The following is a 15928-nucleotide window of genomic DNA, read 5'->3' as shown; positions in this document are numbered from 1 at the left end:
CGTGGCCACCACCGTCGCCGACCTCACGCCGACCGGCCGCGCCGCGCTCCTCGGGATCCTCAACGTCACTCCGGACTCGTTCAGCGACGGCGGACGCTGGCTGTCCGTCGACGACGCCGTCCGCCACGGCCTCGACCTGACCCGGCCCGCCGGGGACGGACCCGCCGCGTTCGGCGCGGACCTGGTCGACGTCGGCGGCGAGAGCACCCGCCCCGGTGCGGCGCGCGTCGACTCCGCCGCCGAGCAGGGCCGCGTGCTGCCCGTCGTCCGCGCCCTCGCCGCGGAGGGGGTGCGCGTCAGCATCGACACGATGAGCGCCGCCACAGCGGAGGCCGCTCTGGACGCGGGCGCCGTCGTCGTCAACGACGTCTCCGGCGGCCTCGCCGATCCGCGGATGCTCCCGCTCGTCGCCGAGCGCGGCGCCGTCTACATCGCGATGCACTGGCGCGGGCACAGCGCGGGCATGACCGCTCTCGCGTCCTACGGCGACGTGGTGGCGGACGTCCGCGGCGAGCTCGAGCGCCGCGTCGACGCCGCCCGTGAGGCCGGGATCCGGGACGACCGCCTCCTGCTCGACCCCGGCCTCGGCTTCGCGAAGGTCGGCGCGCACGACTGGGCGCTGCTGGCCGGGCTCGACGCGATCGTCTCGCTGGGCTTCCCGGTCCTGGTCGGCCACTCGCGCAAGCGGTTCCTCGCTCCGTTCGCCCCCGCCGGCGCCCCGGCCGCCGAGCGCGACGAGGTCTCCGCCATGCTGAGCCTCGTCGCCGCTGGGCACGGCGCCTGGGGCGTCCGGGTCCACGACGTCCGCTCGTCCGCCCGCGCCCTGGCCCTCGCCGCCCGACTCCAGGAGGAGACCCCGTGACCGCGATCGACCCCGCCGCCCTGGCCGTGCGCGACTCCATCACCCTCACCGGGCTGCGCGTGCGCGCGCACCACGGCGTCTTCGACTTCGAGCGCGAGAACGGCCAGGACTTCGTGATCGACGCGACGGTCTGGCTCGACACCGCGCCGGCGGCCGAGGGCGACGCGCTGGCCGAGACGGTGCACTACGGCGAGCTCGCGATCGCCCTGGCCGACGCGGTGACCCGCGACCCGGTCGACCTCATCGAGACCCTGGCCGAGCGCCTCGCCCGGGTGGCCCTGGGCTTCGCCGCCGCCGACGTCGTCCGCATCACCGTCCACAAGCCGGACGCGCCGATCCCGCTGCCGTTCGAGGACGTGGCCGTGCAGATCACGAGGACCCGCTCGTGAGGCCGCGGCAGGAGCGCGTCCGCCCGGTGCGCCACGTCGTGCTCGCGCTCGGCAGCAACCTCGGCGACCGCCTGGCGCACCTCGAGGAGGCGCTGCGGTCCCTCGCCACGACGCCGGGCCTGCGCATCGAGGCGGTGTCCAAGGTCGTCGAGTCGCCCGCGTGGAAGCCCGAGGGCGTCGACGCGGACGCGCCCGGGTACCTCAACGCGGTCGTGACCGGCTCGACCGTCCTCGAGCCCGACGACCTGCTCGCGGCGACGGCGGCGATCGAATCGGCCGGCGGCCGGATCCGCGGCGAGGGCGAGGAGCGCTGGGGCGACCGGACCCTCGACATCGACGTGATCGCGGTCGGCGGCGTGCTCCGCGACGACGCGCACCTGACCCTCCCGCACCCGCGGGCCGCCGAGCGGGCGTTCGTGCTCGAGCCGTGGCTCGACGCCGAGCCGGCGGCGGTCCTTCCCGGAGCCGGACCCGTGGCCGAGCTGCGCGCACGGGCGACCGACCGCGTGACCGACCACCCGGCCGGGTTGACCTGGCCGGGGCGCGACTCCGCCCGCGGCACCACCGCCGACCCCGAGAGCAGGACCCCGTGAGGCGCACCCGCATCAGCACCCTGCTCGGACTCGGCCTCGCCGGGGCCGTCGCGGGGTTCCTCCTCGACCTCGCGATCGCCGCCGCCGGCCGCCCCGTGCTCATCCCGCCGCTGACGGTTCCGCTGACCCTGATCGTGGTCGCGGCCCTCGTGCTCGGCTTCGCCGTCCCGATCCACCGCGCCACGAAGGGCACGCTGCGCCGGCCCATCGATCCGTTCCGGGCGATGCGCGTCGTGGTGCTGGCGAAGGCGTCCAGCCACGTCGGTGCTCTGCTGCTCGGAGCCTCCGGCGGCATCCTGGTGTACCTGCTGAGCCGTGCGATCCCTTCGCTAGGCTCCGTGTGGCAGGACGTCGCGACCATCGTGGGTGCGCTCGTCCTGCTGGTGGCCGGCCTGGTCGCCGAGCACCTGTGCACCATCCCGCCGAGCGACGACGACGACACCGCCGTCGGCGAGGTGAACCACGCCTGACGCCGACGCCCGGACCGCCGCGGGCAGTGAGGACGACGCCATGCCCGCCGAGCCCGAGGACGCGTCGCCGACGACCCGCCGCGACGCGAGGGGACGCCGGCGGGACCGCCTCGACATCACGGGGGAGTGGCGCCGCGTCTCGCCCCGGTACGTCGCGGTCGAGATCGTGTCGGCCGTCGTGTCGAGCGTGCTGCTGCTCGCCGTGCCCGTGGTGCTGATGCTGATCGGCCTGCCGTGGGGCTGGATCCCGCTGGCCGCCGCGGCCGCCCTCGCGGTGACCCTCCTGATCGTGGCCCCGCGCCGTGCGCGCGCCTACGGCTACCTCCTGCGCCAGGACGACCTCCTCTTCCGCCGCGGCATCATGTTCCAGCGCTTCGTGTCGGTGCCGTACGGGCGGATGCAGCTCATCGACGTCAACCGCGGGCCGCTCGCCCGGGCGCTCGGCCTCGCCGACCTCCGCTTCGTCACCGCCGCCGCGGCGACCGGCGTCAGCATCCCGGGCCTGGCCGAGCAGGACGCGGAGGAGCTCCGCGACCGCCTGGTCGAGCTCGCCGAGTCGCGCCGGGCCGGCCTGTGACCGAGCTCCGCGCCGTCGAGACGGACCTGGCCGACGGGGAGTGGCACCGCCTCCATCCCGCGACCCCGGTCCTCAAGGGCGGGATCGGCCTGCTGGTCGTCCTCGGCATCGTGATCACGAACCTCCGCGAGCGCCTGGTCGAGCTGTTCCTGCCCGGGCCGGAGGGGTTCGAGAGCGGCGATCCGGTCGACGAGCTGCTGCGCCGCGGCCTCGTCGGCTGGGCGCTGCTGGCGGTCGCGGTGGGCCTGGCGGTCGCCGTCTTCGCGTTCTGGCTGTCCTGGCGGATGCACACCTTCCGCATCACCGACGAGGTCGTCGAGGTGCGCTCCGGCGTGCTCTTCCGGACCAACCGGCGGGCGCGGCTGGACCGCATCCAGGGCATCGCGGTGCAGCGTCCGCTGTTCGCGCGGCTGTTCGGGGCCGCGAAGCTCGAGGTGAGCGTGGCCGGGCAGGACGCGAACGTCCAGCTGTCGTACCTCGGGTCGCGCTTGGTTGACGCCCTGCGCCGCGACATCCTGCGGCTCGCGTCCGGGGTGCGCGAGCGGGAGGCGGCGGTCGACGGTGCGGCTCCGGCGGGCGGGTTCCTGGCGCGCCGGCTGGAGGAGTTCGGTGAGCCTCAGGACGAGACGCCGCCCGAGTCGGTCGTCTCGATCCCGCCGGGCCGACTCCTCGGCTCGCTCGTCTTCAGCGGCTTCACGCTGTTCCTGGCCGCCTCGGTCGTCGCCGTGGTGTTCGTCGCCGTCTACGGCTCGCCCTACGTGCTCTTCGCGATCCTGCCGGGCCTGATCGGCTCGGGCAGCTACTACGTCCGCCAGTTCGTGCGCTCGCTCCGGTACTCGATCGCCGCGACGCCCGACGGCGTGCGGGTCGGCTACGGCGTGCTCTCGACCAGCAGCGACACGATCCCGCCCGGCCGGATCCACGCCGTCGAGATCACTCAGCCGCTGCTCTGGCGCCCCTTCGGCTGGTGGCAGGTGCGGATCGACCGCGCCGGCCACGCGGCCTCCCGCGGGGCGAACGGCGAGCCGAACACCACGATCCTGCCCGTCGGCGACCTCGCCGCGGTCGAGCGCGTCCTCGCCCTCCTGCTGCCCGGACCGGCTGAGGGAGCGGAGTCGACTCCCGTCGGAGACGCACTCCGGCACCGCGACGCGGCCGGCTTCACCCGGGCGCCGCGCTCGGCGGTGTGGCTCCGCCCCTTCTCGTTCCGGAGGACCGGGTACCGGCTGACGGACGAGGTCGCGATCCTGCGCAGCGGAGCGGTCTGGCGGCGGGTCGCCGTGGTGCCCCTGGCGCGGATGCAGAGCGTCGGGGTCCAGCAGGGACCGCTCCAGCGCCTGCTCGGGCTGGCCTCGGCGCGCGTGCACACGGTGGCCGGCCCCGTCACTCCGCTCGTGCCGGTGATGAGCGCAGCCGACGGACTCGCCTTCTTCGAGAGCCTCGCTACGGCCGGAGTGCGGGCCGCCGACCGCGACGCGAGCCACCAGTGGGGGCGGCGGGCGGCCGCACCCGCCCCGCCCGACTGGCCCGCTCCGGAGGGGGAACCGCATGCCTGAGAACCGCCGCGACGGACGCCTGGGCGTCGGCGTGATCGGTGCCGGACGCGTGGGCCCGGTGCTCGGTGCCGCGCTCGCCGGGGCCGGCCACGCCGTGATCGGGATCGCCACCACCAGCGAGAGCGGCCGCGAGCGCGCCGACGCGCTGCTCCCCGGAGTCCCCGTGCTCGCGATCCCCGAGCTCGTCGAGCGCAGCGAGCTGGTGATCGTCGCCGTCCCCGGGAGCGAGATCGCCGCCCTGGTCGCGGGGCTCGCCGCGACCGGAGCGTGGCAGCCCGGCCAGCTGGTGCTGCACACGGCACCCGAGCACGGCTACGGGGTGCTCGCTCCGGCGCTCGCCTCCGGGGTCATCCCCCTGGCAGTCCACCCGGCGATGGCCTTCAGCGGCACCAGCCTCGACCTGGCGCGCCTCGCCGAGACCTACTTCGCCGTGTCGGCACCGGGCCCGGTGCTGCCGATCGCGCAGGCGCTGGTGGTCGAGATGGGCGGGGAGCCGGTCACCGTGGCGGAGTCGGACCGCGCCGCCTACGCGGAGGCGGTCTCGACCGCCACGACCTTCTCGACCGCGATCGTCGACCAGGCGGCGGGACTGCTGGCAGGCATCGGCGTCGAGAAGCCGGGCTTCTTCCTCTCCAGCCTCGTCCGCTCCTCCGTCGACGACGCCCTGCGCCGCGCGGCGGGCTGACGCGCGGTGCCGCTCGTGACGCCGCTCCCCGGGTGGGACGCCGCTCGGGAGGCGGTGCCTCGCGGAGGAGCACGGCGTCCCGGTGCCGAGGGCCCCGGCGGCCGCGGGACCGCCGGTAGCATCGTCGGGTGATCAGCACCCTCCACCGCATCGGCGACCTCCGCGAGCGGCTGCAGGAGGCGCGGCGGGCCGGTCGGCGCATCGCGCTCGTGCCGACGATGGGCGCCCTGCACGCCGGGCACCTCGCCCTCGTCGAGCGGGCTCGCGAGCTGGCCGACGTCGTCGTCGTGTCGGTGTTCGTGAATCCGCTGCAGTTCGGTCCGACCGAGGACCTGGACCGCTACCCGCGCGACCTCGAGGGCGACACCGCCCTGCTCGACGCGGCCGGGGCCGACCTCCTCTTCGCTCCGGGAGTCGCCGAGATGTACCCCGACGGGCCGTCCTCGACGCGGGTCGTCGCGGGCGAGGTCGGCGGCCTCTACGAGGGGCGCGCGCGGCCGGGCCACTTCGACGGGATGCTCACCGTCGTCGCCAAGCTCCTGAGCATCGCCCAGCCGGACGTCGCGGTCTTCGGGCAGAAGGACGCGCAGCAGCTGTTCCTCGTGCGCCGCATGGTCCGCGACCTCGACCTGCCCGTGGACATCGACGGCGTCGGCATCGTGCGGGAGGAGGACGGGCTCGCCCGCTCCAGCCGCAACCGCTACCTCGACGAGGAGCAGCGCCGCGCGGGCCTCGTGCTGCCGCGCCTCCTCGCGGCCGCCGCGGAAGCCGCGGACCGCGGTGCCGCCGCGGCGATCGAGGCCGCCGAGGCCGTCGCGCACGCCGAGCCGCTCGTTAAGCTGGACTACCTCGTCGTCGTGGATCCCGCGACGCTCCTCCCGGTCGACGCCGACCACCGCGGCCCGGCACTCGTGCTCGTCGCCGCGATCGTCGGCACCACCCGCCTCCTCGACAACGCCCCGATCCTGCTCGCCTGATCGCGGCCGTCCGCCCCCAACCGAAAGCACCGCGACCCCTCATGGCCGACACCCCCGACGTCCCCGAGTCCACGACTCCCGCCTCCGAGCAGGCCGACTCCGAGCAGGCCGACTCCGAGCAGGCCGCCGCCGAGCGGGCCGCGCAGCAGGAGGCCTCCGAGCAGAAGGCCGTCCGCCTCGCCAAGCGCGAGCGCCTGCTCGAGCTCGCAGGCGACGACCTCGGCGCCGGCGCCTACCCCGTCGCGGTCGGAGTCACCGACACCATCGCGGCCGTCCGGGCGCGCCACGAGGGCATCGAGCCGGACGTGAAGACCGGCGAGCGCGTCGGCCTCGCGGGCCGCGTGGTGTTCCAGCGCAACACGGGCAAGCTCTGCTTCGCGACCCTGCAGGCCGGCGACGGCGAGCGGATCCAGGCCATGGTCTCGCTCGGCGACGTGGGCGAGGAGTCGCTCGCGGCGTGGAAGGAGCTCGTCGACCTGGGCGACCACCTCTTCGTCGAGGGCGAGGTCGTCTCGAGCAAGCGCGGCGAGCTGAGCGTGTGGGTGTCGGAGTGGACGGTCGCCGCGAAGGCGATCCTGCCGCTGCCGAACCTGCACAACGAGCTCGGCGACGAGACCCGGATGCGCCAGCGCTACCTCGACCTGATCGTGCGCCCCCAGGCCCGCGAGACGGTCGTCACCCGCGCCCGCGTGAACGCCTCCCTCCGCGACACCTTCGCCTCGCACGAGTTCCTCGAGGTCGAGACCCCGATGCTGCAGGTGATGCACGGCGGCGCCTCCGCCCGCCCCTTCGCCACGCACTCGAACGCGTTCGACACCGAGCTGTACCTGCGCATCGCGCCCGAGCTCTACCTCAAGCGCGCCGTCGTCGGCGGCATCGACCGGGTCTTCGAGATCAACCGCAACTTCCGCAACGAGGGCGCCGACTCCACGCACTCGCCCGAGTTCGCGATGCTCGAGGCCTACCAGGCGTACGGCGACTACAACTCGATCGCCGACCTCACCCAGGAGCTGATCCAGAACGCGGCGCAGGCCGTCGCGGGCTCGCACGTGGTCACCTGGGCCGACGGCACCGAGTTCGACCTCGGCGGCCGGTGGGACCGCATCTCGATGTACGAGAGCCTGTCGCTCGCGGCCGGAATCGCGATCACGCCGGAGACGGAGCTCGCCGAGCTCGAGACCCTCGCCGCGCGCGAGGGCGTCGAGGTGCACGTCCCCACGCACGGCAAGTACGTCGAGGAGCTGTGGGAGCACTTCGTGAAGGGCGGCCTGACGCGTCCGACCTTCGTGATGGACTTCCCCGTCGACACCTCGCCGCTCGTGCGCGCGCACCGCAGCATCCCGGGCGTCGTCGAGAAGTGGGACCTCTACGTCCGCGGCTTCGAGCTGGCCACCGGCTACTCCGAGCTGATCGACCCCGTCGTGCAGCGCGAGCGCTTCGTCGAGCAGGCCCGCCAGGCCGCCGCGGGCGACGACGAGGCGATGCGCCTGGACGAGGACTTCCTCCGCGCCCTCGAGCACGGCATGCCCCCCACCGGCGGCATGGGCATGGGCATCGACCGCCTCCTGATGGCGATCACCGGCCTCGGGATCCGCGAGACGATCCTGTTCCCGCTCGTCAAGTAGGGTCGCAGGAGCCGAGGGGGAGACATGGTCAGGGCATCGAGCATCGTCGCGGCCGTCGCGGCGGGCGTCCTCACGATCGCGCAGTTCGGAGTGGGGACCGCGGTCGCCGCGAGCGTCCTCACCTCCTCCGGCGACGTCGGCACCGCGCTGGCCGACCGGCGGGCGGCCGAGGCGTTCACGCCCGACCCCACGATCGCCGGCTTCGCGGAGCGGACCGCCATGTCCGACCGCGGCCGCGCCCTCTACTACGCGTCGAGCCCGTCGGTCGAGCCGACCGCCGGCTTCAACGACCTCTGCGGCTACGGCGCCTCCGACGACATCGTCCTCGGCTGCTACACCGGCACCAGCATCTACATCTCGGACGTCGCCAATCCCGACCTCGACGGGATCCGCGACGTGACGGCGGCCCACGAGATGCTGCACGCCGCGTGGGTGCGGCTCGACGCGGAGGAGCAGGCCGAGCTGGGCGACGAGCTCGAGGCCGCGTACGAGACCCTCCCGCAGGACGGCACGATCGCCGAGCGCCTCGAGCTGTACCGCACCGGCGGCCTCGGCGAGCGCGTCAACGAGCTGCACTCGATCCTGGGGACCGAGGTGGCCGACCTGCCGCCGGCGCTCGAGGCGCACTACGCCGAGTTCTTCGACGACCGCTCGGTCGTCGTGGGCCTGAACGCCCGCTACGAGGCGGTCTTCACCGATCTCGAGAACCGCATCGAGGACCTGGTCTCCCGGATCGAGACGATGTACGCCGACCTCACGGCGCGGGTCGACGCGAACAACGCCGAGTACGACGCGCTCAACGTCGAGATCGACGACTTCAACTCGCGCGCCGACAGCGGCGACTTCGGATCGACGGCCGAGTTCGAGACGGAGCGCGCCGATCTGCTCGCCCGCAGCCAGGCCGTCGACGCCACCCGGGCCGCCATCGACGCGGACATCGCCGTGTACGACGGCCTGCGCTCGGAGCTGGAGGGCCTCAACTCCGACGCCGCGGCGCTGAACAAGTCGGTCGAGAGCCAGTAGCGCCCAGCGCCCGCGAAGGCCGCTGGGCGCACGGGCCTCCGGGCTCACGGCTCCCGCGCCGGTGCCGCGGGTAGGATCGCCGCATGGACTGGGAGCTGTGGAACCAGGGGCTGTGGGCCCTCGTGCCGACGATCACGGTCGGAGCCATCTTCTGGTTCGTGATGCGCGCCCTCATCCGCTCGGACCGCAACGAGCGCCGTGCGTACGACCGCATCGAGGCCCGCGAGCGCGAGCGCCGCGGCCTGCCTCCCCGCGACGCCTCCTGACCACCGCCGCCTCGCGAGTGCCTCCCGCGCCCGCTGATCGGCTCCGCACGACGAACGAGGAGGCGCGGTGCCCGCACCCGACTGGGCCGTGATCCTCCCGATCGCGGCCGTCGTCGTCGAGCTCGTGGTCCGCGTGATCGCCGTGATCGTCGTGCCGCGGAACCGCCGTCCGACCACCGGTCTCGCCTGGCTGATGGCGATCTTCCTGATCCCGTACGTCGGCATCCTGCTGTTCCTCTTCATCGGGAGCTACCGGCTGCCGCGCAAGCGCCGCCGGAAGCAGCAGGAGATCAACCGGTTCATCCTGGAGTCGACCGACGGCATCGACCGCGTCGCCCGGGAGCACCCGTGGCCGCAGTGGCTGGAGTCGGTGGTCACCCTCAACCGCAACCTCGGCGCGATGCCGCTGGTCGGCGGGAACGACGCGCGCCTCCAGGGCGACTACGAGCAGACCATCCGCGCGATGGCCGCCGAGATCGACCGCGCCCGCCGGTACGTGCACTGCGAGTTCTACATCCTCGCCGCCGACTCGACCACCGCGCCCTTCTTCGACGCGCTCGACCGCGCGGTGGCGCGCGGGGTGCGGGTGCGGATCCTCCTCGACCACATCGCGTCGATCCGCGTGCCCGGCTACTACAGCGGCACCCACCGCCGGCTGCGCGCCCTCGAGCGGGCGGGCGCCTCGTGGTCGTACATGCTCCCCGTACGGCCGTGGCGCGGGCAGTACCAGCGGCCGGACCTGCGCAACCACCGCAAGCTGCTGATCGTCGACGGCAACGCGGCCTTCATGGGCTCGCAGAACGTCGTCGACTCCAGCTACAACAAGCGCGGCAACATCCGCCGCGGCCTGCACTGGCACGACCTGATGGTGCGCCTCGAGGGGCCGGTGGTGCAGGGCATCAACGCCATCTTCATCACCGACTGGTACAGCGAGACCGACGAGCTGCTCCTGCGGGAGTCGGAGCCGATGGAGGCGCTGCAGCAGCGCGACACGATCGACTGCCAGGTGGTGCCGAGCGGGCCGGGGTTCGAGGGCGAGAACAACCTGCGGCTGTTCCTGACGCTGCTCTACTCGGCGCAGAAGTCGATCATCATCACCAGCCCGTACTTCGTGCCCGACGAGGCGATGCTCTACGCGATCACGACGGCGACCCGGCGGGGCGTGCACGTGGAGCTCTTCGTCTCCGAGATCGGCGACCAGGCCGTGGTCTACCACGCCCAGCGCTCGTACTACGAGACGCTGCTGACCGCGGGCGTGCGCATCTGGATGTACCGCAAGCCGACCATCCTGCACGCGAAGCACTTCACGATCGACGACGACGTCGCCGTGATCGGCTCGAGCAACATGGACATGCGCTCCTTCACGCTCAACCTCGAGGTCTCGCTCATGGTGCGCGGCTCGGAGTTCGTCGAGGACCTGCGCCAGGTGCAGCAGGACTACCGCGAGCACTCCCGCGAGCTGACCCTCCGCGAGTGGCGGCAGCAGCCACTCCGCTCGACCCTGCTCGACAACCTGGCGCGGCTCACCTCGGCGCTGCAGTAGCGCGGCTCCCGTCCGCCCGCCTGCGGAGGATGCGCGGCCCCGACTCGTCGCGCAAGTCCCTGTGCGGGCCGCCGCGCCCCGCGTAGCGTCGGAGCGTCCTCAGCACCATCCGGTTCCGCCTGCCCGGCGCCGGGTTCGAGAAGGGAACGGACATGACGGCATCCCGTACGACGCGCATCCTCATCCTCGGCGGCGGCTACGTCGGCCTGTACACGGCCTGGGGCCTCGAGAAGAGGCGGGGGGACGCGCCGATCGACGTCACCGTCGTCGAGCCGAACCCCTACATGACCTACCAGCCGCTGCTGCCCGAGGTCGCCGGCGGGCACGTCCAGCCGCGCCACGTCACGGTGCCGCTGGTCTCCGCGCTCAAGCGCACCCGCGTGATCCGCGGCGCGATCACCGGCGTGAGCCTCGCCGAGCGCAGCGCCACCGTCGCCGCGATGGACGGCTCCACCCGCACGATCGAGTTCGACCAGGTCGTCTTCGCGCTCGGAGCCGTCACCCGCACCTTCCCCACGCCGGGCCTCGCCGAGCACGGCATCGGCTTCAAGACGGTGGAGGAGGCGGCGCACCTGCGCGACCGCGTCATCGAGAACATCGCGAAGGCGGCGCTCACCACCGATCCCGCCGAGCGCCGGCGCCTGCTCACCTTCGTCTTCGTCGGCGGCGGCTACACCGGCGTCGAGGCGCTGAGCGAGCTGCTCGACCTCAGCCGCAAGACCCTCGCCGCACAGCCCTCCCTCTCGATGGGCGACGTGACCTGGCACCTCGTCGAGGCGCTGGACCGGGTCGCTCCCGAGGTCGGTCCCGAGCTCTCGAAGTGGACGCTCGACCACCTCCGCTCGCGCGGCGTGCACGTGCACCTGAAGACGACGATGCCCTCCTGCGAGGACGGCGTCGTGGAGCTCTCCTCGGGCGAGCGCATCCCGACGGCCACGATCGTGTGGACCGCCGGCGTGAAGCCGAACCCGATCCTCGACGCGACCGACGCGCCCCGCGGGCCGAAGGGCCACGTCATGGCGGATGCGCGCCTGCGGGTCATCCGCGAGGACGGCGAGCCGGTGGGCGGCGCCTGGGCGGCCGGCGACGGCGCGCAGGTGCCGGACCTCACCAGTGAGAAGCAGCCCGCGTACTACCCGCCGAACGCGCAGAACGCGGTCCGGCAGGCCAAGCTCCTGGCGCGCAACATCATCGCCGACCTCACCGGAGGCACCGTGGAGGAGTACCGCCACGCCTCCGTCGGGACCGTCGCCGAGTACGGCATCGGCAAGGGCGCGGGCCTGATCAAGGGCGTGAAGCTGCGCGGCCTCCCCGCCTGGCTCGCCCACCGCGCCTACCACGGAGCGGCGATGCCGACCCTGGACCGCAAGTGGCGGATCATCACGGGCTGGCTCGTCGACGCCGTCACTCCGCGCGACCTCTCGCCGATGAGCGCGCTGCAGGATCCGCGCCGCGCCTTCCGCGAGACGGCCGAGGCCACCGATCGCGAGGCCGCGGCGAAGGCCGCCGCGAAGAAGGAGTCGGACGCGTCCTGACGCACCGGTGGGAACGCGGGAGTCGCGGTGGTCGAGCGGGATCATCGCGACTTCCGCGCTCCCGCGTCGTGGGCCCCGCCTCGGAGCGCCTCGCCCTGACGGTCTCGGCTCAGGCCCGGCGGCGCGGCTTGAGGCGCACGGTCGGCAGCACGGGCGCGGAGAGCGCGCGTCCGCCGTACCCGTCGACGGTGCCGAACGGTCCAGCGGGATCCGCCCCGGCGATCACGTCGGACTGCCAGCGCTCGCGGGCGGCCGCTACGTCGTCGTGGCTGCGGCCGACGAAGTTCCACCACATCACCAGCTCCTCGGCGAACGGCTCGCCGCCGAGCAGCACCACGCGGGCGCCCGCGTCCCCGGCCGTCAGCACCAGGTGCGAGCGGCCGGGCGCCAGGTAGGCGAGGTCCGTGCGAGGGACGTCCGCGCCCTCGACCGCCACGGGGCCGGCGTCGACGAGCACGCCGTACTCCCACGACTCCTCGACCGGCAGCTCGACCCGGGCACCCGGCTCGAGGTCGATCTGGGCGGCGACCAGCGGAGTGAAGGTGCTCGCGGGCACCGACGCGCCCAGCATCCCTCCGACGAAGACGCGCACCAGCGCGCCGGGCAGATCCACGGGAACGCCTCGGTGGTGCTCGAAGAACGGATCGACGAGCCGCGCCTCCTCGGGCAGGGCGACCCAGAGCTGCACACCGTGCAGGACGGGCGCGCCCCCGGTCGAGACCTCCGAGTGCGAGATGCCGCGTCCGGCCGTCATCAGGTTGAGCTCGCCCGGGCGCACGACGGCGAGGCTGCCGACGCTGTCGCGGTGCTCGATCTCGCCCTCGAAGAGCCAGCTCACGGTCTGCAGGCCGGTGTGCGGGTGCGGCGGGACGTCCATCCCGGCCTCCTCGCCGAGCCGCACCGGGCCGTAGTGGTCGGCGAAGCACCATGCGCCGATCGTCGAGCGCGAGCGCTGGGGGAGGGTGCGGCGCACCTCGATCGCGCGCGGACCGCCGAGCGGGACGAGTCGCGCCTCCAGGATCTCGACCGCGCCGGACTCGCGAGGGACCGGCTCCGCGGCGACGGGGAGCTCGTCGGGATGCTCCTCCAGGTTGCTCATGCGGGAAGTGTATGCCTTCGCATGGACCGGTGGACGGGACCGCCGCCCGCACCCCTCCGGATCGCGTGCACGCCCAGGGCGAACAGGCCTGCTCACCGGGGGGAGCGCTGGTTACAGTCGACGTATCGGAGCCCACCCCTGCGGGTTCTGTAGGGAGTGACAGCATGTTCGAGAGATTCACCGATCGCGCGCGGCGCGTCGTCGTCCTGGCCCAGGAAGAGGCCAAGATGCTCAATCACAACTACATCGGCACGGAGCACATCCTGCTCGGCCTGATCCACGAGGGCGAGGGAGTGGCCGCCAAGGCGCTCGAGTCCCTCGGGATCTCGCTCGACGCTGTGCGCGAGCAGGTGCAGGACATCATCGGCCAGGGGCAGCAGCAGCCGACCGGCCACATCCCCTTCACGCCTCGGGCGAAGAAGGTCCTCGAGCTGTCCCTGCGCGAAGCGCTGCAGCTCGGCCACAACTACATCGGGACCGAGCACATCCTGCTCGGCCTCATCCGCGAGGGCGAGGGCGTCGCCGCTCAGGTGCTGGTCAAGCTCGGTGCCGACCTGAACCGCGTGCGCCAGCAGGTCATCCAGCTGCTCTCCGGCTACCAGGGCAAGGAGCAGGTCGCCGTGGGCGGTGAGCAGCAGCAGCCTCAGGGGGGATCGCAGATCCTCGACCAGTTCGGACGCAACCTCACCCAGGCGGCGCGCGACAACAAGCTCGACCCGGTCATCGGGCGCGAGAAGGAGATCGAGCGGGTCATGCAGATCCTCTCCCGCCGCTCCAAGAACAACCCCGTCCTGATCGGCGAGCCCGGCGTCGGCAAGACCGCCGTCGTCGAGGGCCTCGCCCAGGCGATCGTGCGCGGCGACGTGCCCGAGACGCTGAAGGACAAGCAGCTCTACACGCTCGACCTCGGCTCGCTCATCGCCGGATCCCGCTACCGCGGTGACTTCGAGGAGCGCCTCAAGAAGGTCACGAAGGAGATCCGCACCCGCGGCGACATCATCACCTTCATCGACGAGATCCACACCCTCGTCGGCGCAGGGGCCGCTGAGGGCGCGATCGACGCCGCCTCGATCCTCAAGCCGCTGCTCGCCCGCGGCGAGCTGCAGACCATCGGCGCGACCACGCTCGACGAGTACCGCAAGCACTTCGAGAAGGACGCCGCTCTCGAGCGCCGCTTCCAGCCGATCCAGGTGGCGGAGCCGTCGCTGCCCCACACGATCAACATCCTCAAGGGCCTGCGCGACCGCTACGAGGCGCACCACAAGGTGTCCATCACCGACGGCGCGATCGTCTCGGCGGCCAACCTGGCCGACCGCTACATCAGCGACCGCTTCCTCCCCGACAAGGCGATCGACCTGATCGACGAGGCCGGAGCACGCCTGCGCCTCTCGATCCTCTCGGCGCCGCCGGAGCTGCGCGACTTCGACGACCGCATCGCCGTGGTCCGCTCCGCCAAGGAGGCCGCGATCGAGGACCAGGACTTCGAGAAGGCCGCGTCGCTCCGCGACGAGGAGAAGCAGCTGCTCGGTGAGCGCCTGCGCCTCGAGAAGCAGTGGAAGTCGGGCGACGTCAAGGCCACCGGCGTGGTCGACGAGGGCCTGATCGCCGAGGTCCTCGCCCAGGCGACGGGCATCCCGGTCTTCAAGCTCACGGAGGAGGAGTCCTCGCGGCTCGTCTTCATGGAGAAGGCCCTGCACCAGCGCGTCATCGGCCAGGAGGAGGCCATCGCGGCACTCTCGCGGACGATCCGCCGCACCCGCGCGGGCCTCAAGGACCCCAAGCGCCCCTCGGGCTCGTTCATCTTCGCCGGCCCCACGGGCGTCGGGAAGACCGAGCTGGCCAAGGCGCTCGCCGAGTTCCTCTTCGACGACGAGAACGCGATGATCTCGCTCGACATGTCGGAGTACGGCGAGAAGCACACCGTCTCGCGGCTGTTCGGCGCCCCTCCCGGGTTCGTCGGCTTCGAGGAGGGCGGCCAGCTCACCGAGAAGGTGCGCCGCAAGCCGTTCAGCGTGGTCCTCTTCGACGAGATCGAGAAGGCGCACCCGGACATCTTCAACTCGCTCCTCCAGATCCTGGAGGAGGGTCGACTGACCGACGGCCAGGGCCGTGTCGTCGACTTCAAGAACACCGTCATCATCATGACCACCAACCTCGGTGCTCGTGACATCGCCGGTGGTCCCGTCGGGTTCCAGATCGAGGGCGACAACGCCACCGGTTACGACCGCATGCGCGGCAAGGTCAACGAGGAGCTCAAGAAGCACTTCAAGCCCGAGTTCCTCAACCGCGTGGACGACGTCATCGTCTTCCCGCAGCTGTCGAAGCCCGAGCTGCTCCAGATCGTCGACCTCTTCATCAAGCGCCTGGGCGACCGCCTGCTCGACCGCGACATGACGGTGGAGCTGACGCAGCCGGCCAAGGAGCGCCTGATCGAGGTCGGGTTCGACCCGGCCCTCGGTGCGCGCCCCCTGCGCCGCGCGATCCAGCGCGAGATCGAGGACCAGCTGTCCGAGCGGATCCTGCACGGCGAGCTCGGCGCCGGAGACCACATCCACGTGGACTTCGCCGACAACAAGTTCGTCTTCACCACGACCCCGCGTCTGATCTCGATCAGCGCCGGCGCGTCCACCGGAGCAGCCACGGCCGGCCCGGCGACGCCCGACCTGATGTCGTAGCAGGCTGCCGAACGACCCCGTGCCCGTCCCCTCTCGCGAGGGGGCGGGCACGT

15 protein-coding genes are annotated in these 15928 nt (G+C 72.7%); 14 read left to right on the top strand and 1 reads right to left on the bottom strand.

Annotated elements, in window-relative coordinates:
• Position 1: 1 nt before the first annotated feature.
• The 13 genes from folP to C5D50_RS01090 all read left to right on the top strand — a co-directional run bounded on the left by folP (position 2) and on the right by C5D50_RS01090 (position 12101).
• On the top strand, positions 2–862 hold the full coding sequence (gene folP, locus C5D50_RS01150) for a dihydropteroate synthase (protein WP_104238405.1): 861 nt from the start codon (positions 2–4) through the stop codon (positions 860–862).
• The gene (gene folB, locus C5D50_RS01145; protein WP_104347803.1) at positions 859–1251 is read left to right on the top strand and encodes a dihydroneopterin aldolase; all 393 of its coding nucleotides are present in this window, start codon (positions 859–861) and stop codon (positions 1249–1251) included. Before folP ends, folB begins: the two co-directional genes overlap by 4 nt.
• Positions 1248–1844, top strand: coding sequence for a 2-amino-4-hydroxy-6-hydroxymethyldihydropteridine diphosphokinase (gene folK / locus C5D50_RS01140; protein WP_104282503.1), 597 nt, complete (start codon positions 1248–1250; stop codon positions 1842–1844). The genes folB and folK overlap by 4 nt, the downstream gene beginning before the upstream one ends.
• Entirely contained in the window at positions 1841–2314 is a 474-nt protein-coding gene (locus C5D50_RS01135; RefSeq protein ID WP_104224100.1) for a DUF3180 domain-containing protein, read from the top strand. Before folK ends, C5D50_RS01135 begins: the two co-directional genes overlap by 4 nt.
• Before the next feature lie 40 nt (positions 2315–2354).
• Positions 2355–2891 (top strand): PH domain-containing protein, encoded by a 537-nt coding sequence (locus C5D50_RS01130; RefSeq protein WP_104234302.1) that lies wholly within the window; start codon positions 2355–2357, stop codon positions 2889–2891.
• Entirely contained in the window at positions 2888–4447 is a 1560-nt protein-coding gene (locus C5D50_RS01125; RefSeq protein WP_104282502.1) for a PH domain-containing protein, read from the top strand. The genes C5D50_RS01130 and C5D50_RS01125 overlap by 4 nt, the downstream gene beginning before the upstream one ends.
• On the top strand, positions 4440–5132 hold the full coding sequence (locus C5D50_RS01120; RefSeq protein ID WP_104224097.1) for a Rossmann-like and DUF2520 domain-containing protein: 693 nt from the start codon (positions 4440–4442) through the stop codon (positions 5130–5132). The genes C5D50_RS01125 and C5D50_RS01120 overlap by 8 nt, the downstream gene beginning before the upstream one ends.
• 128 nt (positions 5133–5260) lie before the next feature.
• Positions 5261–6109 carry a pantoate--beta-alanine ligase gene (gene panC, locus C5D50_RS01115; protein ID WP_104282501.1) on the top strand — a complete coding sequence of 283 codons (849 nt, stop codon included), beginning with the start codon at positions 5261–5263 and terminating at the stop codon, positions 6107–6109.
• Positions 6110–6150: 41 nt separating this feature from the next.
• A complete protein-coding gene (lysS, locus tag C5D50_RS01110) occupies positions 6151–7734 on the top strand; it encodes a lysine--tRNA ligase (RefSeq protein WP_104282500.1) in 1584 nt (527 codons plus the stop codon).
• Between the two features lie 24 nt (positions 7735–7758).
• Positions 7759–8757 (top strand): hypothetical protein, encoded by a 999-nt coding sequence (locus C5D50_RS16430; protein WP_104255539.1) that lies wholly within the window; start codon positions 7759–7761, stop codon positions 8755–8757.
• Positions 8758–8840: 83 nt separating this feature from the next.
• Positions 8841–9023: a hypothetical protein gene (locus tag C5D50_RS01100; RefSeq protein ID WP_104224094.1), complete on the top strand. Its 183-nt coding sequence runs from the start codon at positions 8841–8843 to the stop codon at positions 9021–9023.
• 67 nt (positions 9024–9090) lie between these two features.
• A complete protein-coding gene (gene cls / locus C5D50_RS01095; protein ID WP_104224093.1) occupies positions 9091–10566 on the top strand; it encodes a cardiolipin synthase in 1476 nt (491 codons plus the stop codon).
• A gap of 152 nt (positions 10567–10718) precedes the next feature.
• On the top strand, positions 10719–12101 hold the full coding sequence (locus C5D50_RS01090; RefSeq protein WP_104249708.1) for an NAD(P)/FAD-dependent oxidoreductase: 1383 nt from the start codon (positions 10719–10721) through the stop codon (positions 12099–12101).
• A gap of 109 nt (positions 12102–12210) precedes the next feature.
• Here C5D50_RS01090 and C5D50_RS01085 read toward each other — a convergent pair whose 3' ends face one another.
• Positions 12211–13200 carry a pirin family protein gene (locus tag C5D50_RS01085; protein WP_104282499.1) on the bottom strand — a complete coding sequence of 330 codons (990 nt, stop codon included), beginning with the start codon at positions 13198–13200 and terminating at the stop codon, positions 12211–12213.
• Positions 13201–13364: 164 nt separating this feature from the next.
• On the opposite strand from C5D50_RS01085, the gene C5D50_RS01080 reads away from it, so the two are divergent.
• Entirely contained in the window at positions 13365–15875 is a 2511-nt protein-coding gene (locus tag C5D50_RS01080) for an ATP-dependent Clp protease ATP-binding subunit (protein ID WP_104224090.1), read from the top strand.
• Positions 15876–15928 lie beyond the last annotated feature (53 nt).

It is taken from the genome of Rathayibacter sp. RFBD1 (assembly GCF_002932915.1).
In the GTDB taxonomy this organism is placed as follows: Bacteria; Actinomycetota; Actinomycetes; order Actinomycetales; family Microbacteriaceae; genus Rathayibacter.
The sequence above is the reverse complement of the archived record's forward strand: the minus strand, read 5'-3'. Positions and strand labels throughout refer to the sequence as shown.

Excerpts from the sequence above, each read along its gene's own strand:
- lysS (WP_104282500.1), top strand. The coding sequence starts at position 6,151 with ATGGCCGACACCCCCGACGTCCCCGAGTCCACGACTCCCGCCTCCGAG.
- C5D50_RS01130 (WP_104234302.1), top strand. The coding sequence starts at position 2,355 with ATGCCCGCCGAGCCCGAGGACGCGTCGCCGACGACCCGCCGCGACGCG.
- C5D50_RS01100 (WP_104224094.1), top strand. The coding sequence starts at position 8,841 with ATGGACTGGGAGCTGTGGAACCAGGGGCTGTGGGCCCTCGTGCCGACG.
- C5D50_RS16430 (WP_104255539.1), top strand. The coding sequence starts at position 7,759 with ATGGTCAGGGCATCGAGCATCGTCGCGGCCGTCGCGGCGGGCGTCCTC.
- C5D50_RS01080 (WP_104224090.1), top strand. The coding sequence starts at position 13,365 with ATGTTCGAGAGATTCACCGATCGCGCGCGGCGCGTCGTCGTCCTGGCC.
- C5D50_RS01090 (WP_104249708.1), top strand. The coding sequence starts at position 10,719 with ATGACGGCATCCCGTACGACGCGCATCCTCATCCTCGGCGGCGGCTAC.
- C5D50_RS01085 (WP_104282499.1), bottom strand. The coding sequence starts at position 13,200 with ATGAGCAACCTGGAGGAGCATCCCGACGAGCTCCCCGTCGCCGCGGAG.
- C5D50_RS01120 (WP_104224097.1), top strand. The coding sequence starts at position 4,440 with ATGCCTGAGAACCGCCGCGACGGACGCCTGGGCGTCGGCGTGATCGGT.